The 22,704-nt window shown below is 68.6% G+C and carries 20 protein-coding genes and 2 pseudogenes; 10 read left to right on the plus strand and 12 right to left on the minus strand.

The features are described 5' to 3' along the window. Window positions 1–63: 63 nt before the first annotated feature. From ABD209_RS12110 to ABD209_RS12120, 3 genes are all read right to left on the minus strand, one after another. Entirely contained in the window at window positions 64–471 is a 408-nt protein-coding gene (locus ABD209_RS12110; RefSeq protein ID WP_344066640.1) for a hypothetical protein, read from the minus strand. A 180-nt stretch (window positions 472–651) separates the two neighbouring features. Next, the gene (locus ABD209_RS12115; RefSeq protein WP_344066642.1) at window positions 652–1,185 is read right to left on the minus strand and encodes a hypothetical protein; all 534 of its coding nucleotides are present in this window, start codon (window positions 1,183–1,185) and stop codon (window positions 652–654) included. Window positions 1,186–1,802: 617 nt separating this feature from the next. After that, window positions 1,803–3,107: an alpha-amylase family glycosyl hydrolase gene (locus ABD209_RS12120; RefSeq protein WP_344066644.1), complete on the minus strand. Its 1,305-nt coding sequence runs from the start codon at window positions 3,105–3,107 to the stop codon at window positions 1,803–1,805. A 207-nt stretch (window positions 3,108–3,314) separates the two neighbouring features. Between ABD209_RS12120 and ABD209_RS12125 the strand changes: the two genes are divergently transcribed. The 4 genes from ABD209_RS12125 (at window position 3,315) to ABD209_RS12140 (ending at window position 4,938) form a co-directional block, all read left to right on the plus strand. Next, window positions 3,315–3,707 (plus strand): hypothetical protein, encoded by a 393-nt coding sequence (locus tag ABD209_RS12125; protein WP_344066647.1) that lies wholly within the window; start codon window positions 3,315–3,317, stop codon window positions 3,705–3,707. Window positions 3,708–3,839: 132 nt separating this feature from the next. After that, window positions 3,840–4,094 (plus strand): hypothetical protein, encoded by a 255-nt coding sequence (locus tag ABD209_RS12130; RefSeq protein ID WP_344066650.1) that lies wholly within the window; start codon window positions 3,840–3,842, stop codon window positions 4,092–4,094. A 42-nt stretch (window positions 4,095–4,136) separates the two neighbouring features. Further along, complete coding sequence (locus ABD209_RS12135; RefSeq protein WP_324388091.1) at window positions 4,137–4,502, plus strand: hypothetical protein; 366 nt, start codon at window positions 4,137–4,139, stop codon at window positions 4,500–4,502. Beyond that, a complete protein-coding gene (locus ABD209_RS12140) occupies window positions 4,492–4,938 on the plus strand; it encodes a hypothetical protein (RefSeq protein ID WP_344066653.1) in 447 nt (148 codons plus the stop codon). Before ABD209_RS12135 ends, ABD209_RS12140 begins: the two co-directional genes overlap by 11 nt. 75 nt (window positions 4,939–5,013) lie before the next feature. Here ABD209_RS12140 and ABD209_RS12145 read toward each other — a convergent pair whose 3' ends face one another. From ABD209_RS12145 to ABD209_RS12155, 3 genes are read right to left on the minus strand one after another with little or no spacing between them, the layout of a single operon-like run. Continuing rightward, entirely contained in the window at window positions 5,014–5,436 is a 423-nt protein-coding gene (locus ABD209_RS12145; RefSeq protein ID WP_324388089.1) for a nitroreductase family deazaflavin-dependent oxidoreductase, read from the minus strand. Between the two features lie 24 nt (window positions 5,437–5,460). Beyond that, a complete protein-coding gene (locus ABD209_RS12150) occupies window positions 5,461–5,679 on the minus strand; it encodes an alpha/beta hydrolase (protein ID WP_344066732.1) in 219 nt (72 codons plus the stop codon). A gap of 9 nt (window positions 5,680–5,688) precedes the next feature. Continuing rightward, window positions 5,689–6,057 carry a hypothetical protein gene (locus tag ABD209_RS12155; RefSeq protein ID WP_344066656.1) on the minus strand — a complete coding sequence of 123 codons (369 nt, stop codon included), beginning with the start codon at window positions 6,055–6,057 and terminating at the stop codon, window positions 5,689–5,691. A gap of 1,000 nt (window positions 6,058–7,057) precedes the next feature. Between ABD209_RS12155 and ABD209_RS12160 the strand changes: the two genes are divergently transcribed. From ABD209_RS12160 to ABD209_RS12170, 3 genes are all read left to right on the plus strand, one after another. Beyond that, entirely contained in the window at window positions 7,058–8,374 is a 1,317-nt protein-coding gene (locus tag ABD209_RS12160; protein WP_344066659.1) for a bifunctional o-acetylhomoserine/o-acetylserine sulfhydrylase, read from the plus strand. Window positions 8,375–8,439: 65 nt separating this feature from the next. Next, window positions 8,440–12,336 (plus strand): ATP-dependent RNA helicase HrpA, encoded by a 3,897-nt coding sequence (gene hrpA, locus ABD209_RS12165; protein ID WP_425564666.1) that lies wholly within the window; start codon window positions 8,440–8,442, stop codon window positions 12,334–12,336. An 80-nt stretch (window positions 12,337–12,416) separates the two neighbouring features. Further along, window positions 12,417–13,337, plus strand: coding sequence for a PAC2 family protein (locus tag ABD209_RS12170; RefSeq protein ID WP_344066665.1), 921 nt, complete (start codon window positions 12,417–12,419; stop codon window positions 13,335–13,337). 110 nt (window positions 13,338–13,447) lie between these two features. Here ABD209_RS12170 and ABD209_RS12175 read toward each other — a convergent pair whose 3' ends face one another. Next, the gene (locus tag ABD209_RS12175; protein ID WP_344066668.1) at window positions 13,448–15,094 is read right to left on the minus strand and encodes a DNA polymerase; all 1,647 of its coding nucleotides are present in this window, start codon (window positions 15,092–15,094) and stop codon (window positions 13,448–13,450) included. A 119-nt stretch (window positions 15,095–15,213) separates the two neighbouring features. Here ABD209_RS12175 and ABD209_RS12180 point away from each other — a divergent pair, with 119 nt between their 5' ends. Beyond that, window positions 15,214–15,927: an EcsC family protein gene (locus ABD209_RS12180; RefSeq protein WP_344066735.1), complete on the plus strand. Its 714-nt coding sequence runs from the start codon at window positions 15,214–15,216 to the stop codon at window positions 15,925–15,927. Between the two features lie 95 nt (window positions 15,928–16,022). After that, window positions 16,023–16,406: a YkvA family protein gene (locus tag ABD209_RS12185; protein ID WP_344066671.1), complete on the plus strand. Its 384-nt coding sequence runs from the start codon at window positions 16,023–16,025 to the stop codon at window positions 16,404–16,406. 388 nt (window positions 16,407–16,794) lie between these two features. Here ABD209_RS12185 and ABD209_RS12190 read toward each other — a convergent pair. From ABD209_RS12190 to ABD209_RS12200, 3 genes and pseudogenes are all read right to left on the minus strand, one after another. Continuing rightward, window positions 16,795–17,709 (minus strand): annotated as a pseudogene (locus ABD209_RS12190) (cation diffusion facilitator family transporter). After that, window positions 17,706–18,398 carry a cation diffusion facilitator family transporter gene (locus ABD209_RS12195; RefSeq protein ID WP_287963811.1) on the minus strand — a complete coding sequence of 231 codons (693 nt, stop codon included), beginning with the start codon at window positions 18,396–18,398 and terminating at the stop codon, window positions 17,706–17,708. The pseudogene ABD209_RS12190 and the gene ABD209_RS12195 overlap by 4 nt, the downstream one beginning before the upstream one ends. A 20-nt stretch (window positions 18,399–18,418) precedes the next feature. Continuing rightward, the gene (locus tag ABD209_RS12200) at window positions 18,419–18,787 is read right to left on the minus strand and encodes an ArsR/SmtB family transcription factor (protein ID WP_048696522.1); all 369 of its coding nucleotides are present in this window, start codon (window positions 18,785–18,787) and stop codon (window positions 18,419–18,421) included. A 36-nt stretch (window positions 18,788–18,823) separates the two neighbouring features. Here ABD209_RS12200 and ABD209_RS12205 point away from each other — a divergent pair. After that, window positions 18,824–18,964, plus strand: a pseudogene (locus ABD209_RS12205) (thioredoxin-disulfide reductase); the annotation flags it as partial. A 20-nt stretch (window positions 18,965–18,984) separates the two neighbouring features. Here the strand turns inward: ABD209_RS12205 and ABD209_RS12210 are convergent. Both ABD209_RS12210 and ABD209_RS12215 read right to left on the minus strand, forming a co-directional pair. After that, a complete protein-coding gene (locus tag ABD209_RS12210; RefSeq protein WP_048696524.1) occupies window positions 18,985–21,399 on the minus strand; it encodes a tyrosine-type recombinase/integrase in 2,415 nt (804 codons plus the stop codon). After that, a complete protein-coding gene (locus ABD209_RS12215) occupies window positions 21,396–22,559 on the minus strand; it encodes a tyrosine-type recombinase/integrase (RefSeq protein WP_201329247.1) in 1,164 nt (387 codons plus the stop codon). The genes ABD209_RS12210 and ABD209_RS12215 overlap by 4 nt, the downstream gene beginning before the upstream one ends. Between the last annotated feature and the right edge of the window lie 145 nt (window positions 22,560–22,704).

Genomic DNA, 22,704 nt, shown 5'->3' on the forward strand with positions numbered 1-22,704 from the left:
GCCCCCATGGGCAGATCCCATGGCCACCACCGGGCAGTTCTCATGACCGTCAGCGGGCAGGTCTCATGACCGCCACTGGGCAGTTCCTACTGGCCCTTGACAGTCCCATCCGCTGCCCTTGCGCCGGGCCGGCGTTTCCGGCTCTCCGACATCGTGCCGCTCGCGGATTCTCGACGGAAGCACGGGCAACGCGGTCACAACAAATCCGCGCAGACGATGAGCAAGATCGGGCGTGACCCGCCCGAGCAGGCTCCCAGGCCGGCGCATCTCGGCACACGCGACGAAGCGCGCCAAGGCATCCACGTCGTCCGACGTATGCCGTGTCCCCGTCAACAGGTGCGTCCGGACCGCGTCGAGAAGCACAGCGCGCTGCGCGGATGTCAGGCCCAACAGCGCGCGTCGGTGGGCCGTGATGACCTCGCCCTGGGTCCGGACCGCCATCGCGGCTTCGTATTCCGACCGCGCGTCCATCCGGCCACGATAGACCGCAAAAGCGCATGCCGCCCGCGCCGTCCTCGGCTCGACCGGGTGCCGGCGCCGAGTCGCTGGCTCGCTTGAGTCACGCCGTGGCCCTGGACCGCCGCGGACCACACTCGGCCAGGGGTCTAGCCACTCCAGCGGGCGGGTCGTACGAATGGCCACCCGGCCGCCTCACGGGCCGGTGTTGAGGGTGATCGCGTAATCGCCCGGCACGCCCGCTACCTTCCGCAGCATGACGAACCGCGAGTTGACGCCGTCATTCCACGCCAACGGGTCACCGGAGAGGTGCAGGGTCAGGGTGACGAACCCTGCATGGCCCTCCGCGGTCGGGGTCATGGCAAAAATCTCCACGGCCCCGGATGTCCGCCGCGGATAGCCGACCACCTCGGGCGGGTCGCCGCGCCACTGCGGGTCGAGATAGTCGAAGGCTGCAGCAACTCCCTCGGTGCACCACGTGGGCAGATAGGCGACGGGTTGGCGCGTGGCGACCGCCACGGCGGCCGGGTCCCGCGCGTACGCCTGGTCAGTCGGCGACCCCGAGGGCGGCGTCGCCAGCGTGACCGGGATCGCGCACGTGGTCCCGGCCGACGGCGCGGTGTGAGAAGCGCCGTTCCCCAGGATCAGCGGTATGCCGGCCGCCGACCCCACCAGTGCGCCGAATCCCACGAGCGAGCCGGCGAGACGCACGCGTGCGCGGTGCACCATACGGCGATGCACGGTCGCGGTCGTCGATCCGTTCGGTCCCGCTCCGTTGCGCCCGCTCGGGTGGTTGGGCGACGACGGATTCGGGGCGGCGCGCCTGCGCCCGCCAGCCGTTGATGTGCAACCTCGTCATCGTCCTCCGCGCATATCCGACCGGATTCCCGCTCGCGTCCACGCGCCGCTATGCGGCCCCGACCTTGACGTAGGTCTCCTGGAGCAGGTCGGCCCGCGTCGGGCTGGGAGCCCGTCAGCGCTCAAGCCTGCCGCCAAATGGTCGGCGTGCTCTCCCGCACGAATCGCTCGAACCCCATCTTGTCGTGCACACCCCTTGATACACCGGAGGGCGCCGGCCCGTTGCAGGCGCGTCAGCCGGCGAAGTTCAGAGGCACGCACGCCGTCAGGCTCGTCCCCGCCGGGCAGGTCGAGCAACTCCACGCCGGGTTCCCGCCGGCGAACCGGTCGCCCGTCGGGTCGACATACACCTCGAGGCCGCCGTCAGGCTGCGTGCGGACGTAGTGAACAATCGCCTCGCCCTCGGTCGTCGGGACGGCGACGGCGAGTTCGGCGCCGCGGCCCGCGGCCCGCGCGGCCTCCAGGCAGCGCCGGGTCGCCGCCGCGACTCAGCCGACGAACACGCGGTAGCCCCACGCCTCGACGGTCAGCGCGGTCTCGTCGTCGACGGTCAGCGCGGCGCCGGTGAAGTGCTCGCGCCACCGACCCAGGTGCGGGCCGGGGCCGAAGGTCACCTTCTGCTCGGCGGGGGAGAGATTCAGCACGCAGAAAACCCGGCTCGCCGCGTCGGCCCGGACGAAACTGAGCACCTGCTTGCTCGCCGAGTTGCGCACGTTGACCATCCGGGCGCCCCACGCGGCGTTCCACAGACAAGAGGTCGCGTGCTTGAGCGCGAACAGCGAGCGATAGAACTCAGCCATCGGGTGCTCGCGCCAGACGATCGGATCCTTCTCGAAGAACTCCAGGCGCTTGTCGTTGCCAGCCTCCTGCCCGTTGTAGAGCAGCGGCATTCCTTCGCCGATCACCGACAACACGATCGCCGCGTGCACGGCGTCGCCGAACATCTCGTATTCCGTTCCGTCCCAGGCATTCTTGTCGTGGTTGGAGACGAACATCATCCGCATGATGTCGCGCGGATAGGCCTTCGCGTTCCACGCGTAATAGACATAGAGCGACTCGACATCGGCCTTGCCCTGCGCGATGTGGTGCATCGTGTCGTTCCACGACCAGGCATACGTCATGTCGAAGGCGCGCACGTGCAGGTCGCGCGCCTCCCACTCGGCGAGCATGAAGACCGGCTTGATCGCGTCGAGCTCGCGACGGACGTTCTCCCAGAAGTCGGTCGGCACCATCCCCGCGACATCACAACGGTAACCGTCGACGTCCGCTTCTCGGACCCAGTAGGCCATCGCCTCGGTCATATACCGGCGCACCTCGGGGCGCTCGTAGTCGAGGTCGATGATGTCGTCCCAGTCCCACCACGGTGTCGGCGTGAACTCCCCCTTCCAATCGCGGGCATACCACTCGGGGTGGTCGGTGACCAGATGGTTGTCCCAGGCCGTGTGGTTGGCAACCCAGTCGAGAATCACGAACAGGCCGAGCGAATGCGCCTGGGCGACAAAGGATTTCAGATCCTCCAGGGTGCCGAGTTCGGGGTTGACGGCGAGGTAGTCGCGAACGGCATACGGGCTGCCGAGGGTGCCCTTGCGGTTGACCTCGCCGATCGGATTGATTGGCATCAGCCACACGATCGTCACGCCCAGATCGCGCAGTCGCGGCAGTTCGCGGGCGGCCGCAGCGAGCGTGCCTTCCGCGGTGAACTGGCGCGTGTTGATCTGATAGATGGTGGCGCTTCGCGACCATTCTGGGTGCGTGAGTTCGACGCCGGGGGCCGGCTGATAGGGATCGGTCACTGGTGAATCCTCAGGGATGCTGGAGACGACGGCAGCTATCACCGTATGCCGTTCCGGGACCCCCGTGGGTAGCCCCGGTCGCGCGCGTCTCGCGCCACGAGAGACGCCCGGTCGGGCGCACGTCCCCATGACCGCGGCCGGCATGTATCAGCTCACGCACTGATTGCTCTACCTCTTCAACGAGCGCGCACCGAGAAGGAGGACCGCATGGACGGGCTGCCCGTCTTGCCCCTGATCAAACTGCCCAGCAGCTGGCCAACCGTCGTGACGGCGACGGTCGCGATGCTTGCGCTGGCCCTGATCGACCTGGCGTGCGCGTTCGCCGCCAAGCAGTGGGTCACCACGCGGTCCGGTTCGGCCCTGACGGTCGGGCTCGTCACCGCCCTGACGCTCTTCTGGGTCTTTGCCTCGGCTCTCCAGTATGCCGAGATGGCGGTTGTCACCCTCGGGTGGATCGTCTTGTTGCAGGTGGGCGTGCTGCTGCTCGACGAGTTGAAGTACGGCGTGCACCATCCACCCCGGACGTGGGCGGTTGTCGTGATGGTGATGATTGCCCAGGGCTATCTCGTTTGCTTCCCGGGTGGCGCGGGAGCCGGCTGACGCGCCGTGATGCGCGTGGGCGCACGGGCGGACGGCGCGACACAGTGCTTTCGTGGCCAGCATCCAGGCTCTAGCCAGACACTGCTGTGAAGGTTGGGTCTACCGACCCCCGGCAGCGGAAGGATCACGTCCATGAGTGCGACCACTCACCGCGGCGCCCCGGCCCCCCACCGCCCACCTCTCGACCCCTGGGACCTGGCCCTGCGTGACCGCGGCGCCACCTCGTCACCCAAGCCGCGCTGGCAGAGCCGGCCGGTGATGCTCGATCAGTTCGCCGAGCGTTTCATGGCCATCGTCGTTGTCGCCGCCGTGATCGGGGCGCTCGCCACCGGGTCGGCCCTCTGGCTGCTGATGATCGCTGCAGCGGGACTCGTCCTGTTCGTCTGACCCGGTTGTTCCGGCAGCACTCCGGCAAAGTAGCCTCTGCGCGTGATCCTGCCCGTCTCGATCGGCGTCATCGTGGTGTCGGTGGTCTGGTTCGTGCTGGCCGTCCTGTTCGCCTGGCGGGGCCGGCTGATCAACGACCTCCTCCTCGGTGTCGCCGCGCTCGTCGAGATCGGCCTGCTCGTCCTCGCCGTCCTCGCCGCGCGCGGCTTTCGGACCATCGACCCCAGCTCCGAGGGTGCCACATTCTTGGCGTATGCCCTCTCCCTCCCTGTCGTCCCGATCATGGCCACGCTGCTGGCGATCCGTGAGAAGACGCGCTGGGCGATGGGCGTCACCGTCGTCGCCGCCTTCACCGTCGCGGTGATGACCTCGCGTATCGCACAGATCTGGAACCTCTATGCCCGCTGACCCCCGCCACGCCTCCGCACGAGCGTCCGTTCCCGGCACACCCGAACCCGGCTCGACCGGCACCGGGCCGGGCCGGCTCATCGTGGCCGTCTATGGCGTGCTCGCGCTTGCGGCGACCGGCCGCTCGATTCTGCAGATCAGCGAGTACTTGGGCCGAGCCCCGGTCGCCTACCTGCTCTCGGCGCTCGCCGCGGTCGTCTACATCGTCGCGACCTACGCGCTGGCGACCGACCGCCGCCGGCTGGCCACGGCCGCCTGCTCCATCGAACTCGTGGGCGTGCTGCTCGTCGGCGCCGCATCCTTCGCCCGCACCAGCGCCTTCCCCGACAAGACCGTGTGGAGTCACTTCGGCTCCGGCTACGGCTATGTGCCACTGGTCCTGCCGGTCGTCGGCCTCTGGTGGCTGCGCCGTTCCAGCCTCACCCACCCCGCCTGACCGAGCGGGGGTCAGAGCCGACGACCACAGACGGACGACCCGACCCGGCGATGACGCCCGGGCCGGGCCGACGAGTCAGCGCCGTTCGAGAACGAACACCGGGATGGTGCGGTCGGTGCCTGCTTGGTACTCGGCATACGGCGGGAAGGCGGCGACGCAAAGCTCCCACCAGTGCGCTCGCTCCTCGCCCTCGATCACTCGGGCGTGCACGGCGTGCACGTCGGTGCCGTCCTGCACGGTGATGTCCGGGTTCGCGAGCAGGTTGTAGTACCACTGCGGGTTGTCCGGCGCGCCCCCCTTGGAAGCGACCGCGGCATACGTGCCGTCGTGTTCGACGCGCATGAGCGGGACCTTGAGGGTGTCGCCGGACTTGCGGCCGGTCATGGTGAGTAGCACGACCGCGCGGTCCATGATCGATGCCGCGCGCGTGTCGCCGGCGGCTTCGATCGCGGCGACCTGGTCACGCACCCATCCGCTCGGACTGGGTCGATAGCTCATACGAGTCTCCTTCGAAAGGCGGAATCAGAAGCGTAAGCCCGCGGCCAGCGCGGCCCACTGCTCTTGGACCCATCGGCCGGTCGGCGCCTTGGCCCCAGCCGCGGGGATCGGCAAGCCCTCGCAGGTGACGTCGGTGGTGACGGTGCTCCCGGTGGCGAGGATCATATTCACGCGGTCATCGACACACGGATTGCCACTGCCGTAGATGCCGTGATCGCCCTCCTTGACGACCTTGATCAGGATCGAGCCGGCCTACTTCGCGTGCGCGGCGTAGGCGAGTCGAGCGTTGGTCGCGGGGTCGTGCACCGACTGCACCATCAGGGTGGTGCCGACGCGCGCGCCATCCGGGGCCGTCATGCTCAGCGCCGGGCGGTTCCAGTAATAGCAAGGGTTCTGGTTCTCGCTCCATCCCAGCAGCGGATAGAGCTTGCCCTGGCGCGCCGAGAAGGCGTCGGCGAACGCCTGCCCCCGCGGCCACGGGGTGTCGTTGCAGGTGATAGCCAGGAAGGTCGCGTTCGCCGCGACGGCAGGGTCCTCGGCCATCGGCATCGAGCGCGCCCGGTCGATGAAGCCGCGCAGCGCCGCGGAGGAGGCGTCGACCCGTGTGCCGGCATTCCACAACTCACGGATTTGGCCAAGGGCATCGGCCAGTCCGGCGAAGTAGTCCTTCGTGAGAGGCTGGAGGTGATCCCCGAGTCGAGGTAGTTGCCATCGACTGTGATGGGATCATCCTGGCCCTCCACGACCAGGGGGCGGCGGACCAGATCCGCACGCAGCTTCTCGTAGAAAGCCTCGACGGCCGCCGGAGTCCGGCCCAGGTGCAAGGTCGCGTTGTAACGCGCCGCCCAGGTCTGGAAGTCGGCTTCGAATCGCCGTGGGAAGGCCTGTGGTTGGGCGAGGAAGGTCGCCGACAGGGGTGCGGTGAGGTCGGTGTTGGAGTCCAAGACGAAGCGTCCGCTGGCCTTGGGGAAGTACTTCTGGAAGTAGGCGCCCATCCACGCCCCGCCGGAATAGCCGACAAAGTCCGTGGTCCGATAGCCGAGAACGGCACGAATCAGGTTCATGTCACTGACGGTCTGGAAGGTGTTGACACAGTCCAGGTAGCTCCCGGAACCCTTGCGGCAGAAGGACTGTGCGGCTTTTGAGACGTTTGCTGCTCGCCCTCGTCCCGCGGCACTGCGGTCGCGGAAGTCGTAGGTCGACACCGGGGCGCCTTGATGCGGGCGCAGGTGGTGCCGAAGGGCAAGCCACACGCGGGCCAGACGGCCGCTGGTTGAGGTACTTGGCCGGGATGGCAGGGTCCGGCCCAGATACCGCTGGAGCCTCGACGGGTGGTGAGGCCGCGTGGGCGGCCGGCAGCGCTACGAGGCCGGCCACGGCCGTGGCGCGGTGGCGACGAGCGCGGCGAAACGATTGGTGCGCATGCTGATGCCCCTGCCTGTGATGTCGGTCGAGAGCCTGGCCGGCTCTCGCACTCCGACCCTGACACGAAGCGCGGCCCCGCCGCCAGGGGAACTCGCGCGGCGGCCTGGGATCCTGGTCCGCCAGGAGAGACGACACTGCCGTCGCGGCTGCAGCGACGTAGCGTCTGTATCCTACCGACTCAATAGGAGACTGCCGTATGACCGAGAACCCCGACTGGGCCTTCGAGACCCGTCAGATCCACGCCGGCCAGCAGCCCGACCCGACGACGGGGGCACGGGCACTGCCGATCTACCAGACCACCTCCTACGTCTTCAAGGACTCCGAGCACGCGGCGAATCTGTTTGCACTCAAGGAGTTCGGCAACATCTACACCCGGATCATGAACCCGACCCAGGACGCCGTCGAGCAGCGGCTGGCCTCGCTCGAGGGCGGCGTCGGCGCACTCCTGGTCAGCTCCGGCCAGTCGGCGACGACGCTCGGCCTGCTCAATATCGCCGAGACCGGCGATCACATCGTGGCCAGCGCGGCACTCTACGGCGGCACCTTCAACCTGCTGCGCTACACCTTCGCCAAGTTCGGGATCGACGTGACCTTCGTCGAGGACACGGCCGACCCCGGCGCCTGGCGTTCGGCGATCCGGGAGAACACCAAGGTTCTCTTCGGGGAGAGCATCGCCAACCCGCGCGCCGATGTCCTCGACATCGAAGCGGTCGCCACGGTCGCGCATGAGCACGGCGTCCCGCTGGTCGTGGACAACACGATCGCCACGCCGTATGTCATCCGGCCGTTGGAGTGGGGCGCCGACGTCGTCCTGCACTCGGCCACCAAATACCTCGGCGGCCACGGCACGTCGATCGCGGGCGTCATCGTCGACGGCGGCAGCTTCGACTTCGCTGCCGACCCGGCGAAGTTCCCCAACTACAACCAGCCCGATGAGAGCTACCACGGGCTGCGCTTCGGCCCCGACCTCGGCGTCGGCTCGGCCTTCGGCGCGAATCTGGCCTACATCCTCAAGGCCCGCGTCCAACTCCTGCGCGACATCGGTGCGGCGATTTCACCCTTCAACGCCTTCCTGCTCTCACAGGGCGTCGAGACGCTCAGCCTGCGGATGGACCGGCACCTGGCCAATGCTCGCGAGGTCGTGGCCTTCCTCAGCGCCCACGATCAGGTCGAGTCGGTGCGCTGGGCCTCGGCCGAGGGCGACGACAGCAAGGGGCGCGCCGACAAGTACGCACCCAAGGGCGCCGGCGCGGTGATCGGCTTCGAGATTGTTGGCGGCAAGTCGGCCGGTCAGCGCTTCGTCGAGGCGCTGACCTTGCATAGCCATGTCGCCAATATCGGCGACGTCCGTTCGCTGGCGATCCACCCGGCCACGACCACGCACAGCCAAGGCGGCGACGAGGACCGGCTGGCCGCGGGCGTTACCCCAGGTCTGGTGCGACTGGCCGTCGGCCTGGAGCACATTGACGACATCCTGGCCGACCTCCGTCACGGCTTCGCCGCCGCCGGCTGACCCCCCCACACCCCGTCGAGAGTCCATCTCAGGCTCGTCGAGAGTGCACTCTCGACGAGCCCGTGATGCACTCTCGACGGCGCAGGATCGGCATACTCGGACGTATTGTGGCGGGCGTGCCCGAGGACCAGCCTGCACCCGCGCGTCGGGTGATCCCGGAGCTGCACTATCCACCGCAGCTGCCTGTCGTCGAGCAACTGGACGAGATCGCGGCGGCCATCCGTGAGCACCAGGTCGTCGTCATCGCCGGCGAGACCGGGTCGGGCAAGACCACCCAGATCCCCAAGATCTGCCTGCAACTCGGCCTGGGCCAAGCCGGTCAGATCGGCCTGACCCAGCCCCGCCGCATCGCCGCGCGCTCGGTCGCCGAGCGGATCAGCGAGGAACTCGGCGTGCCCCTCGGCGGGCTGGTCGGCTATCAGGTGCGGTTCACCGACACCTCCAGCGCCGACACGGCGATCAAGGTGATGACCGACGGCATCCTTCTCAATGAACTGCAGAGGGACCGCGACCTGCGCCGCTACGACGCGATCATCATCGACGAGGCGCACGAGCGCAGCCTCAATATCGACTTCCTGCTCGGCTACCTGGGGCGTCTGCTTCCGCGGCGGCCGGACCTGAAGGTCGTCATCACCTCGGCAACCATCGACCCACAGCGTTTCGCCGACCACTTCGCGATCGGGGGCCGTCTGGCGCCCGTCATCGAAGTCTCCGGCCGCACCTATCCGGTCGAACTGCGCTACCGGCCGCTCGGCGGTGACGACGGCGACGGCGATCAGATCACCGGCATCTGCGAGGCCATCGAGGAGTTGTGGACCGAGGCCCGCAACTACGAGGCGGGAGATCACGACGTTCTCGTCTTCCTCTCCGGTGAACGCGAAATCCGCGATGCCGCAGACGCCTTGGCCGGTATGAAGCTCCCCGCCACCGAGATCGTCCCCTTGTATTCCCGCCTCTCGGCGAGCGAGCAGCATCGCGTCTTCGCCCGCCACCCGGGCCGGCGCATCGTGCTCGCGACCAATATCGCCGAGACCTCACTGACCGTGCCCGGGATCCGGTATGTCGTCGACACCGGCACCGCGCGCATCTCGCGCTACTCCCAACGCCTCAAGGTGCAGCGCCTGCCGATCGAGGCGATCTCCCAGGCCAGCGCCAAACAGCGCGCCGGCCGATGCGGCCGCTTGGCCGACGGCATCTGCATCCGCCTCTACAGCGAGGAGGACCACGACGCCCGCCCTGAGTTCACCGAACCGGAGATCCTGCGCACCTCGCTCGCCGCGGTGATTCTGCAGATGACCGCGCTGCGGCTCGGCGAGGTCGCGCGCTTCCCCTTCGTCGACCCGCCGGACGCTCGCAACGTCGCGGACGGAGTGCGGCTGCTGCGTGAGCTGGGCGCTCTCGCAGAACCGAATATCGCTGGTGGGCAATCGGGTGCGGCCTCCTCCGGGCGGGCACCCGGCACCGGTCGAAGCCGGGGGCGAGGCCGGATGCCGAGCGAGGGCGAGCGATTGACGCCGATCGGGCGGAAGCTGGCCCGGTTGCCCGTGGATCCCCGATTCGGACGGATGCTCATCGCCGCGGAACGGCTCGGCTGCACCCGTGAACTGCTGGTGATCGTGGCCGCTCTCTCGATCCAGGATCCCCGCGAACGGCCCGCCGACAAGCAGACCCAAGCCGACCAGCACCACGCTCGCTTCAAGGTCGAGGGCAGCGACTTCGGCGGCTATCTCGCCCTCTGGCGCTATCTCAAGGATCAGCAAAAGGCACTGTCGGGCAGTGCCTTTCGTCGGATGTGCCAGCGGGAGTTCCTGCACTACCTCCGCGTGCGCGAATGGCAGGACCTGCACCAGCAGCTGCGCTCTGCTCTCAAGAGTCAGGGGATCGATCCCGACCTGGCAACGGCGGCCCGCGACGCCGATCCCGATCTGGCACGCATCCATCAGGCCATCGTCACGGGCCTGCTCTCGCACGTCGGGTTGCGCGACGAGGCCACCCGCGACTACCTCGGCGCCCGAGGGGCGCGGTTCGCGCTCTCCCCGGGGTCGGTGCTCTTCCGCAAGCAACCGGCATACGTCATGGCGGCGGAACTGGTGGAGACCACGCGCCTGTGGGCGCGGGTCAACGCCACCATCGACCCGCTGTGGGCCGAGGAGGCCGGCGGTCACCTCGTCGTGCGCAACTACTCGCAGCCGCGTTGGTCGCGCCGTCAGGCGAGCGTCGTCGCCACCGAGCGCGTCACCCTCTACGGGGTGCCGCTCGTGGTGGACCGGACCGTGCAGTTCGGCCGGATCGACCCGGAGTTGTCACGAGATCTGTTCATCAAAAACGCTCTCGTGGTAGGAGATTGGGACGCGCCGCATACGTTCATGCGTGTCAATCGCCAGGTGCGGGAGCGGATCGAGGCGCTGGAGGACATGGCGCGCCGCCGTGATCTGGTCGCCGACGACGCGTCCGTCGCGGCCTTCTTCGATGCACGCATTCCGCCGGGGATCGTCTCCGGAGCACACTTTGACCGGTGGTGGCGTGGCGAGCGCAAGCACCACCCCGACCTGCTCACCCTCACCGAGGAGGTCTTGCGCCGAGACGCCGGCGAAGCGGTTAGCTCGCGCGACTATCCCGGCACGTGGGCCGCAGGCGATCTGCGCCTTGACCTCGCCTACCAGTTCGACCCCGGCTCCCCGGACGACGGGGTCAGCGTCCGGATCCCCATCGGCGTGCTCAACCGCGTCGACGGCGCCGGCTTCGACTGGTCTGTGCCCGGCCTGCGCGAGGATCTGGTGGCCGCGTTGATCCGTTCGCTACCCAAGGCGACGCGGACGAACTTCGTCCCGGCACCCAACCATGCAGCATACGTCCTGCGCGAGTTGCCCGACCCGGACGGGCGGCCAATAACCGAAGCGATCGCGGCAATCCTGAAGTCGCACACCGGAATTGCCGTCGATCCGGGAGATTGGGACTGGGCCAAGGTGCCCGCGCACCTGCGCATGACGTTCAAGGTCATCGGACCGAAGGGGGAGGTGCTGGGTTCCGGCAAGGATCTCGACGCCCTGCGGGAGCGCTTCGCCGGGGCGGTGCAGCGACGGATGTCACGCGCCGGAGCGGCGATCGAGCGGACCGGCCTGACCACATTCCCCGACGACGACATCCCGGAGACCTTCACCACGCGCGCCGACGGCCAGGACATCGTCGGATACCCCGCCCTCGTCGACGAGGGCACGAGCGTCGCCCTGCGCGTCCTGCCCGATCGCGAGTCGGCACTCGCCGCTCACCGGGTCGGCCTGCGCCGCCTGCTCCTGCTCGGAACTAACCCGCCGTGGAAGCGCGTGCTCGCGGGGCTCAGCAATGCCGACAAGCTGGCGCTTCAATTCGCCCCGCACGGGTCGGTGCCGGGGCTCCTCGACGACGCGCTCGCGGCTGCCGTCGACGCGATCGTCGAGGATCACGTGATCGGACCCGTGCGGGACGCGACGGCCTACGGGCAGGCNCGCACGCACGCGGCCGCGCGGGTCCTGGCCATCGCCACCGGTCTGGTTCCGGTCCTCGAGCGCGCCCACGCGCTGCGTGGCCGGCTCGCGGCGATTGACGATCCGCGCCTCGCGGTCACGGTGGCGGACATCCGCGCCCAACTCGACGGGTTGGTCGGACCGGGGTTCGTCGCACGGGTCGGCGTGGGGCACCTGCCGCATCTGCCGCGCTACCTACGCGCCGTCGACGAGCGCCTGACCAAGGCACTGGCCGATCCGGCTCGGGACCGGCGCTTGCTCGACCAACTCGACCCTGTCGAGGCGGCCTATGCCGATCTGCTCAGTGAGCTGTCGCCTGCCGTCCGTGGCTCGGCGCCGGTTGTCGCGGCCGCCTGGCAGATCGAGGAGTTGCGGGTGGGCCTGTTCGCCCAGGGCTTGGGGACTACGCATCCGGTCAGCGTCAAGCGGGTGCTGAAGGCCATCGCCGACCTGCGCTGAAGGGGACCGGCCCGGAATCATGCTGGCGACGCGGGCGTTGCGAAGAGGAGAATCAGACACCCCTGACGTGGAAGGTCCCCGTGCAAAACCCACACGAGCTCTACCGCTTCGAAGCCGACGCCGACCCGGCTGGCCTCGAACCCGGAGTGCTATTGCTCGGCCTCGGCGGCTTCATCGATGCCGGCAATATCAACGGCCTCCTGATTACCCATCTGCTGGCCCAGTCCCAGGCGCAGGTCGTGGCCTCCTTTGATGTCGATCAGGTGCTCGACTACCGCGGCCGCCGGCCGCTGATGGTCTTCGAGGAGACACAGTGGGTGGCGTATGACGACCCCAGCCTGCTGCTCTACCGCCTCACCGACCGCGACGGTCAGGTCTACTACCTGCTGACCGGCCCCGAGCCGGACTACCAGTGGGAGCGGATGGTCGAGGCAATCCGAGCATTGATGGCCCATATCGGCGTGACGCTCGTGGTCACCGCACACGGCATCCCGATGGCCGTGCCGCATACCCGTCCGGTCGGGCTGACGGCCCACGCCACTGACCAGGGATTGATCGGCGAGCGCAATCCGGTCTTCGGGCGAGTGCAGGTCCCCGCGAGTTTTGCCGCGCTGCTGGAATACCGCCTCGGTGAGCAGGGTGCCCCGGCCATGGGCTTCGCCGTGCATACGCCGCACTATCTGGCGCAGGCGGACTTCCATGACGGCGCCCTGACCGCCCTCAACGGGATCGTCGACGCCACCGGGCTCAACCTGCCCAATGACGCGCTCGTTGCCGCTGCGGCCGCGGGCCGCGCGCAGATCGATGCCGAAGTCGCCGGTAATGGCGAGATCGGTGAAGCCGTCTCGGCGCTCGAGCGTCAGTACGACACCTTCCTCGAAGGCCAGGACAAGCCGAATCTTCTTGCCCCGCAAGCAACTCCGCTGCCATCGGCCGACGAGCTGGCGGCCGATGTCGAGCAATTCCTGCGCTCGGTCTCCGACGACGATCCCCGCGCCTGACCTCATCCGCCTGGCACAGCTTTCCCGCCCGATGGCGGAACACCCTCGCTCGCATGGGAAGAATTCCCTGGCGGACAAGGGGTTTATGGCATCGGGCGAGAAAGCTTGGACTACTTCGCCTCGGACCAGCGGCGGATGATGCGGGTGTCGGTGACGAAGCGGACGGGGGCAGCGCCGCTCCACCGGCGGGCGGCGTCGGTCAGCGCCTGACCAACGCGAGCCGCGCACTCCTCGGCCGCGGCCTCGGGCGTATGCACGAGCAACTCGTCATGCAGGCACAGCACCACCTGCGCGCCGAGATCGGCAGTGGTCACCCGCACGGTCGCCGCCCAGGCCTTGAAGAGCTCCGCCGCGGCGCCCTGGATCAGGGCATTGCGGGCATACCGGCCACGAGAGCCGGCGTCGTGCGGGCCCGCCGTGCGGATCAAGCGCCCGCCGAAGGTGCGCAGGTCCGCGCCCGCCACCCCGGACTCGTAGGCCCGGTCGAGGAAGGCCATGGCGATGGGGTAGGCCCGCTGCAGACCGGCGAGGGCCTCGCCAGCTGCCCCTGAGCGCTGGCCGTACATCGCCGCCAGCACCGCGACCTTGGCCCGCGACCGGTCGATGCCAAGCCGGGCGGCCACCGGGGCGTAGAGGTCGTCGGACTGCGTCGCCGCGGCAAAGGCGTGGTCCTGCGCGACGCAGGCCAGCACCCGCGGCTCGATCTGCCCGAGGTCGGCCCGGACGAAGACACATCCTGGAGCGGCGGCCACCCCGGGACGGAGCGACGTAGGCAGATTGTGCAGGCCGTTCTGCGCCGTCATCCGGCCGGCGGCACCATCGCACGCCGTCCAGGCCCCGCGCAGCCGGTCGTCGGCACCGACATGCCGCTCCAGCCAGCCGAAGCCGTAGGTCGTCGCGATCCGCTCGTCGGCGCGCCACGCCAGCAATGCGCCCACCAGGGGGTGGGCCTCGCGATAGGGCTCCAGCACCCACTTGCGCGTCGACGGCACGTCTAGCCCGATCGCGAGCAACAGCTCCTTCACGGCGGCCGGATTGCGCAGATCGACCCCCTCGTGACCAGGGGCATGCCGCAGCGCCTCGGCGTCGCGCGCCGCGCGGATTTCCTGCGCCTCCCGCTCGTCGCGCGGCCGCCGTCCCGCCGATGCGGCGATCAATTCCTCTACGGCCGGCCGATCGATGGGCAATCCGTCGCGTTCCAACTCCAGGCACAGGACGGCCGCACTGGACTCCGATACGGCGGCCGACACCGCTCGTGACCCCAGACGCTCGAGTGCGGTGCGGGTGCGGACGCCACACTCATAGGCCGCTCCAGCCCACCGGATCAGCCGCTCGGGCGTGCTCTGCCAACGCCCGGCCACGGCGTCTGGCCGCAGATAGCCTCCCGCGGTCACCAACTCCTCCTCCGCCGTCGGCCCGACGAGGGCGGCGAAGAGATCGTCCGGGGTATCGGGCGGGATGCCCTCGCGCGGCAGATCGTGCCGGGCGGCCCACACCTCGTCCGGACCGGCTGCCCACCCCCCGCAGAGCAGCCGGTGGCCCTCGGCCAGGTCGAGCACCCGCGGGGGAGGGGCGTGGGCAGCGACCAAACCGTGGAGGTCGCGACGTGCCGACCACACCACCACCCGCTCCTGCTCGCCCCGAAGCAGGCTGCCCGCATCGGCCAGGCGGCCGACGCGGCCCGAGTGCCCGTCATGCACCGCGAGCAGCCCGCGACCGTCCGCCACGAGGGCGGTCAGGCGCGGTGTGCCGGTCATGGAACGAACGATAGGACCAGGCACCGACAGGCCGCGTCGGGCCAGATGTGGAGGTAGGAGCCCGAACGGCATACGGTCGTGACAAGATCGGCGTCGATCGATTTCGACGAGAGGTGACCATGGGACTCTTCGGCTCCGACAAGGCCTCGGCCTCGACCACGCGCGCGAGCTCGGCTCTGGAGCAGGCCCGCGCGGGACGCGACGACGGCGGCTTCGCCGGCACGGCGACGCGATTCATGGAGCGGCTGCTCGACACGGGAATCGATGGCAAGGGCACCTTCGACTCGGCCGACGAGATCGCCGCCGCGGCCCTGAAGAAGGCCCGCAACCCGGGCGCAGCGATCGACCACATCGTCAAGGACCACACCCTGCTGGCGGCCAGCGGTGGCTTCCTGACGAGCATGGGCGGATTCATCACCTTGCCGGTCTCGCTGCCCGTCAACCTCATCGAGTTCTACCTCCTTGCGACGCGCATGGTCGCGAGCATCGCGAAGGTGCGCGGCTACGACATCACGCAGCCCGAAATTCGTTCAGCGATCCTGCTGACCCTGGTCGGCGCCGACGCCGACGACCTGCTGCAGAAGGCCGGCGTCGTTGCCACCGGCCGGCTCTCCAACCTTGCGGCCCAGCGGCTGCCCGGGCCGATCCTCATGGTGGTCAACAAGGGTGTCGCCTTCCGCCTGCTCTCGACGGTCGGGAAGAACACCCTCTCCCGCTTCGGCAAGGGCGTGCCGGTCGTCGGCGGCTTCGTCGGTGCGGGCCTGGACACCTACTTGATCCGCCGCATCGCCGACGCGGCCCGCCGGGAGTTCCCGCTGGTCGGCGACCGCTGAAGCCGTCACCGCGGCGGGAATCGCTCGCGGGTCACGCTCGTTGAAAGAGATGGTCCGATCGCATCCGCGCGGTCGCTCACAACAAGGATGTCCTGGTGGCTGCTCGTTCTCGCCTCCTGCTCGCCCGCTCGTTCGCCGCGGCCCTGCGCTCGGCCACCCGTCCGGGCGCTCCGTCGATGGGGGAGCGGTTCAGCGCCCTGCCGCGCCTGCTGCGCGCGGTTCGCTCCGGCCAGTACGGCGGGATGACGACCGGCCGGCTGGCGATGATGGCCGCGGCTGCCGCCTACATCGTCTCGCCGGTGGACCTGATGCCGGAGGGCTTCCTCGCCGTGTTCGGCCTGGCCGACGATGCGATGGTGCTCAGCTGGCTGGCCGCCACCGTGCTCACCGAGACCGAGTCCTTCCTGGCGTGGGAGAAGCAGGCAACCCCCGTCCCCGGAGCTGTCGCTTTCGCGCCTGCGAGCTACGGTCCGCGCTGAGCGTGATCCACAGGCCGACGGCCAAATAGGCACGATCCACAGGAAAAATAGACCCTCTGGTGTCGCTCGGCCGCGCGCGGCAGCGTTGCTGCCATGAGCATCCGACTTCGCACGCCAGACGACATCCTCGCCACCATCCCCTACCAGCTGGGGTTTGTGCTTCTCCGGACTAACGATGGGGTAACAATGCGGCCTTGGGCGTGCCCTGTCGGGCGAGAGGGCGGGTTACGAGTCGTCTGACGGTTGCCCATTTCGCCAGGCCAGCGGCCGCGGTTTGGGAGACGGGGATGACCAGCGCGATGAATCGCCCGTGCTGCGTCGGTGTACTTGGCCGCGGGCCCGTTCGATGGTGGCTGCCTCGGGCACCTGCCAGTAGTCGCTGAGCGGGTCATTCGTGGGTGGCGTGTTCATGGGCAGCGTGGTCAACGGACTCGAACTGGATGGTCGAGTGCTCGATGCCGAAGTCGGTGTGGATGCACGCCTGGACTTGGTCGAGGAGTTCGCCGAGGTGGCCGTCGTGGAAGCAGGTGTCGTCGACGACTAGGTGGGCGGTGAGGATGGGGATGCCGGTGGCGACTTGGCTGGCGTGCAGGTCGTGGACGTCGTGCACGTGGGGTAGCGCGTGCAGGTGCTGGCGCACCAGTTCGAGGTCGAGGCCCTATGGGGTGGACTCGAGCAGGACGTCGATGGTTTCGCGGAGAAGTCGGATGGTGCGCGGGATGATGAGGACGCCGATGAGGATCGAGGCGATCGCGTCGGCGCGGTACCAGCCGGTGGTGGTGATGACGGCGGCGGCGGCCAAAACAGCGACCGAGCCGAGTGCGTCGTTGACGACCTCGAGGAATGCCGCGCGCATGTTGAGGTTAGCGCTGCGGCCGCTGGCCAGGATGAGCAGGCCGATGAGGTTGCCGATCAAGCCGACGATGCCGAAGACGATCATCAGGCCCGAGGCCACCTCGGGGGGTTCGAAGAGACGTTTGACCCCCTCGATCAGGACGAAGGCGCCGACGGCCAGCAAGAGAGCGGCCTGGGCAGCGGCACCGAGGACTTCGGCACGGTGGTAGCCCCAGGTCCGGGCGGGGGTGGCGGGTCGGCGCGCCAGGACGGCAGCGATCAGCCCGAGGGTGAGGCCGGCGACATCGGTGAGCATGTGCGCGGCGTCGGCGAGCAGGGCCAGGCTGCCGGACAGGACGGCCCCGACCACCTCGACGACGAGGACGGTCAGCGTGATGCCCAGCACGGCGGCGAGTTTGCCGCGGTGGTCGGCCAGGGCTGCCCCGTGGCTGTGGCCGTGGTCGCTCATGATGCCGCTTTGACGCTGCTGCAATGGGCATCGGTGCAGCACGTGGCGTTGGAGGAGGAGGCGATGGTGGGGCCGCATCCGCAGGTCTCGCCGCGCCACGCTTGGAGTCCTTCGCGGGTGGCGACGCCGGCGATGACCAGCCCGGCGATCGGGTCGGCCCACCACCACCCGAAGAGGCTGTTAACGAGCAGGCCGGCCAAGAGCACCGCGGACAGATACGTGCAGAGCAGGGTTTGTTTGGAGTCGGCCACGACCGACCCGGAGCCCAGTTCCCGGCCGGTTCGCCGTTGCGCCCAGGACAGGAAGGGCATGACCGCCAAGGAGAGGGCCGCGATCCAGATGCCTAGGGTCGAGTGTTCGGCCTCGCTGGCTACCAGCAGTGCTCGCATCGACTCCACCGACACGTAGGCGGCCAATGCGAAGAACGAGATGCCGATGCAGCGCAGGGCTTGGCGTTCCCTGGTTTCGGGGAGTTTGTGCCGGAACTGCCAGAGGATGACAAGTCCGCTGCCGACTTCGACCAACGAGTCCAGACCGAAGCCGATCAGCGCGATCGATGACGCGGCCGACCCGGCAGCCACGGCGACAACGGACTCCACAACGTTGTACGCCACTGAGGCGCCGGCAAGCAGTTGGGCTCGGCGTCCCAGTTGCTGTCGACGGTCCTCAGAGATCGCGGCAATGGTCAATGAGTGAGAGCGGGCGGAGTTCACTGGGCCACCCCAGCCCCGTGGCGCGGGCACAGCGTGACCGCGTCCCCGGTCAAACCCAGCAGGCGTTCAGCGCCGCGCAACAGATCCATCGTCGCCTCGGGGTGGGCCAGCGCGTAGATCGAGGCCCGCCCCTCGGGCCGCATCGTTACCAGCCCACAATCGAGCAGACACGCCAAGTGTCTGCTCACCGTCGACTGCGCCAGACCGAGGTGGGCGACCAGGTCGACCACGCGGTGTTCACCCAGGCTCAGATGCTGCACGATCGTCAACCGGGAGGTGTCGCTGAACCCGTGGAACAGGCATGCTGCGGCCGCCAAGGCTTCCTGCTCTCCAATTAGGGACTCATCGCGCATTTGCTTTGTCATCGCCACAAGACGATATTACTTCGGGTGGGGCCCCGCAAGGGCCGCTCGACCCGCACCACCATGGACGGGGTCTTTGCCTGCGGGGACTTGGTCGACCACACCTACCGTCAGGCCATCACCGCCGCCGGCTCCGGGTGCGCGGGCGCCCTCGACGCCGAACGATTCCTTTCCCACTGAGCAGCGGCGGGTGCCCAGGGTTACCCCCCTTTCGCGTCCTGCAGTGCCCGCGTGGTCGGGTGGGGCAGCAGAGTCAGCCCGTGGGCCGTGGACGGCCCGGTGGGGGTGTGGCGTGCGAGTTTGTCGCGGGCAGCCTTCACGGTGACGGTCAGCTGGGCGACCTCCCCGGGCCAGCCACGCTCCTCGGCTTCGACGATGCGTTCTTCGAGGTTGGTGATGATCGCGGCCAGCCGGTCGAGTTGGGCGGGGTCGACTCGGAGTACGGGGCAGCGCAGGCAGGCGTGTTCGTGTTCGCAGCGGGAGCCGTAGGGGCGGGCGCAGCTGCCCAGTTCGACCCGGCGCAGGGTGAAGTGTTCTTCGAACTCTTCCCATTCGGCGTCGGTGGGTTCGCGGTACTCCTGCGGGGGACGGCCGGTGCGCCGGTTGTCGACGAAGGTGCGGTAGGTGCGGATCAGGTCGTCTTGGAAGACCGCGACGTAGGGTTCGGTGCTGGTCAGGTGCCGATGGCCCAGGATCTTGGAGGCGATGTGCAGCGGGAGCCCGTCCTGGACGGCTGTGGTGGAGAAGATCCGACGAAAGTCGTGCGGGGTCAGGTGGATTGGTTCACCGGCCCGGTCGCGTAACTCCATGCGGACGAACAAGGCTTTGAGCCATTGCCGCAGGCTTGTGGTGCCGATGACGGTGGGCCCGCTGCCGTAGTCGCGTTGGAACAGGTGCGGCAGCCGGGGCCCGACGGTGCGTTCGTAGTGGTCGTAGCGGGCTACCAGCGGGATCGTGCCGTGGTTCTGGTTGCGCAGCCGGCTGATCACCAGGGCCAGGACGCTGGCCAGTTCGGGCGTGACCAGCAGGAGGCGTTCCTGGTTGGTCTTGGACGGGATGACCTGCAGCAGCGGCACGGTCTCACCGGTGGTGGACAGTCGGTGGGAGACCAGCGCGAGGTGGGTGAGTTCGAGGAGTTCCTCGATCCGAAGGCCCGTGTGGCGCAGGGTTTCCACGATGGCCCAGAGCCAGAACGCGTCGTGTTCGCGTCGGGTGGTGCTGAACCGCTCCCCGGTCTCAAGGTCACGAACGACATATGAGGTGCCCGGCGGCAGACCCCGGGCGGCTTTGACGTACCCGTCCTCGCGGACGTAGCTGCGGCCATCCACGGTCAACAGGTCATCGAGCGGGGCCTTGGCGGCGGCCTCGCGCAGGGCGCGGGCCTGGGCGAGTTCGCGTTCGAGATGGGCGACGATCTCGGGCAGGAGGGGGACGCGTTCTCGGATTCGTTGGTGGATCTTGGCCCGCACGTGCAGTTTGCGTCGGTTGAGTCCGGTCGCGTCGGCGCGGGTGACCGGGGAGGGCACCGCGTAGGGGACGATGGAGGGGTCTTCGTGGGCCCAGTCGCGCAGGTCGAGGTAGAACGAGCGGACGTTGAGCAGGATGTAGCCGCTGCTGGCGCGTGGCCGGGTTTCGCCGTTGACGCCGACCACCGTGGCTAGGCGTTCTTTCCAGGCGGTGATCACGTCGGCAGGGAGGGCGAGGGTGTCGATGCCGGGGTGGTGCTTTTCGATGTCGGCCCAGAAGTTGCCGACGATGTCAGCGGCCAACCCGGACAGCGTGGTGTAGTCCACCGAGGTCTTGCGCTCTTGCAGGTAGCGCACGAAGAGGTCGCGGATCGGTCCGGGGGTGATGTCGTAGCGGTCGACCAGGTGGGCCACGCTCCGCTGCCCCAGCCGCAGCTCTTCGTACAGGCCGTGGTTGGCCTCGAGGATCCCGACGTCGGTGAGCAGCTCCCACACCTGGTGACACCCGGCCGCGCGCACTCCGAGTTGGAGGAGCTGGGCGGAGCGGAACGCGAACAGGTCGTTCTTGGTGATGGCGGGCAGGTCGTGGCCGGTGTGGAGCATGACGCGGGCCAGGACGGTCCAGCAGTCGTGCTGGGTCTTGGCGCTCATGTGCCGCCGGTCCATGCCGTCTTGGAGGCGTTGCCGCAGGTCGGGGTCCTGTTGGGCGAGGATCTGTCGGTACCCGATCGCGGTCTTGAGGGCGGAGAAGTACGGGTAGTCCGGCAGGATCACCCGGGCCACGATCAGGGTCCTGATGCCGGAGACGGCGATCGCGCGAACGCTGGGTGCGATCCGAGGGTCCTGACCGTGACGCCTCAGGATCCACGAGTCCGGGTCGGTGTTCGCGCCGGCCGCGATCCACCGGTCGTGCCAGCCGTCCCCGGGGAAGGTCTCCAGCCAGTCCAGGACCCAGCCGATGCCCTCGACGAGCTCGTTGTGGTCGTGCACGACGGTCGGCCAGTCCGGCAGCTTCATGGCGATCCTCAGCACCTCGGCGCGGTCCGCCTGATCGTGAGGGCCGGGGAAGGTGACCCCGACCAGCTCCGGATGCAGCCGCAGCCGGCTGCCGACCTTGGCCATCTGCTCGTGGCGCAGCGCGCTGATCACGGCAGCAACCCGTCGCCGAAGAGGACCGCCAAATCAGCCGACCTGTAGGCGGTGGCCACCGGGGCCGGGTCGGGCTTGGGTTCTTGGAGGCGGGCCAGGTGGGCGGCGACCTTCTCAACGGTGTGGCGTTCGTCCTCGACCAGGTAGATCTCCGCCGTGGTCTCCATGTGGGCATGCCCGAGGATGGTTTGCACATCGCGCAAAGAGACGTTCTCGTCGGCGGCCATCCGCAGCGCGCAGGTATGCCGTAGATCGTGCATCGTCCAGTTCGTCCCCAGACGAGCGTTGGCCCGTCGGAGCACCGCGCGCAGCGCCTCGTACGTCATCGGGACCCGTGTCAGCGTGCCCTGGCGTTGACGGCGGCGCACCGTCACCCACACAGGATCACCCGGGCCGATCTTGCCGACCTCGGCCAGGTAGAGCCGCAGCCACACCATCGCCGGCTCGCTCACCGGCAGCCACTGCTGCGCCCGGGACCCCTTGCGGATTACCCGGACCAGCTGGTTGCCCCAGTCGACGTCGGCCCCTCGAATCCCCAGGACCTCGCTGGCGCGAGCACCGTTGCTGACCGTCAACGCCAGCAGCGCCCGGTCTCGATGACATGTCAGGGTGTCGAAGAGCTCGTCCCAGGCCTCATCGGTCAAGGCCCGCGGCCGCCGACGCGGAACCTTGGGGTTGTACCGCAGCTTGCCCTCGGGACGGAACGGCATCATCGGGTTGTGATGCGCATTCGGGCGGCGCCCACCCCCGGCCCGAAGCACCGGATTCATCACCGGCCCCCGGCCCTGCTCAGCCCAATACTCGTAGAACGAGGCCAGAGCTGCATTGTTGTGCCGGATAGTGCGCGCCGCGTAGTGGTCATCCAGATACTGCTTACCCGTCTTCGGGTTGACAGTCCCCACGAGATCAGCCGACAGCGTCCTGGCCGACCGGCGAGGTTTCGGATGCAGTTGAAGCCACAACACCAGGTCACGCACCTCCGCGGCGGTCGCACGATCCCAATCGACGCCGACGGCGGCCAGCCAGCGCCACCAGCGCAGCAGAACGTACGCGTAAGAGCGAACACTGCCCGCGCTGTTTCCTCGAGCGGCGAAGTCGCGCAGGAACTCGGCAACCGGCCCCACGATCAGACCTTCGGCGTCCTGCACAACCCACGCCACGCCCGAGCCTCCCGGCCGAACAGAGCCCCAACGACCAACAACGAGACGGTCAAGATCACGACTCACAACGGACTCCTCAGCAGACCCAGTAACGGTCCCCAGTCCTACCAGCGCCCACGGTCGTTAGTCCGGTCAACATCACCCG

The organism is Nostocoides vanveenii (assembly GCF_039531165.1).
Lineage (GTDB): Bacteria > Actinomycetota > Actinomycetes > Actinomycetales > Dermatophilaceae > Nostocoides_A > Nostocoides_A vanveenii.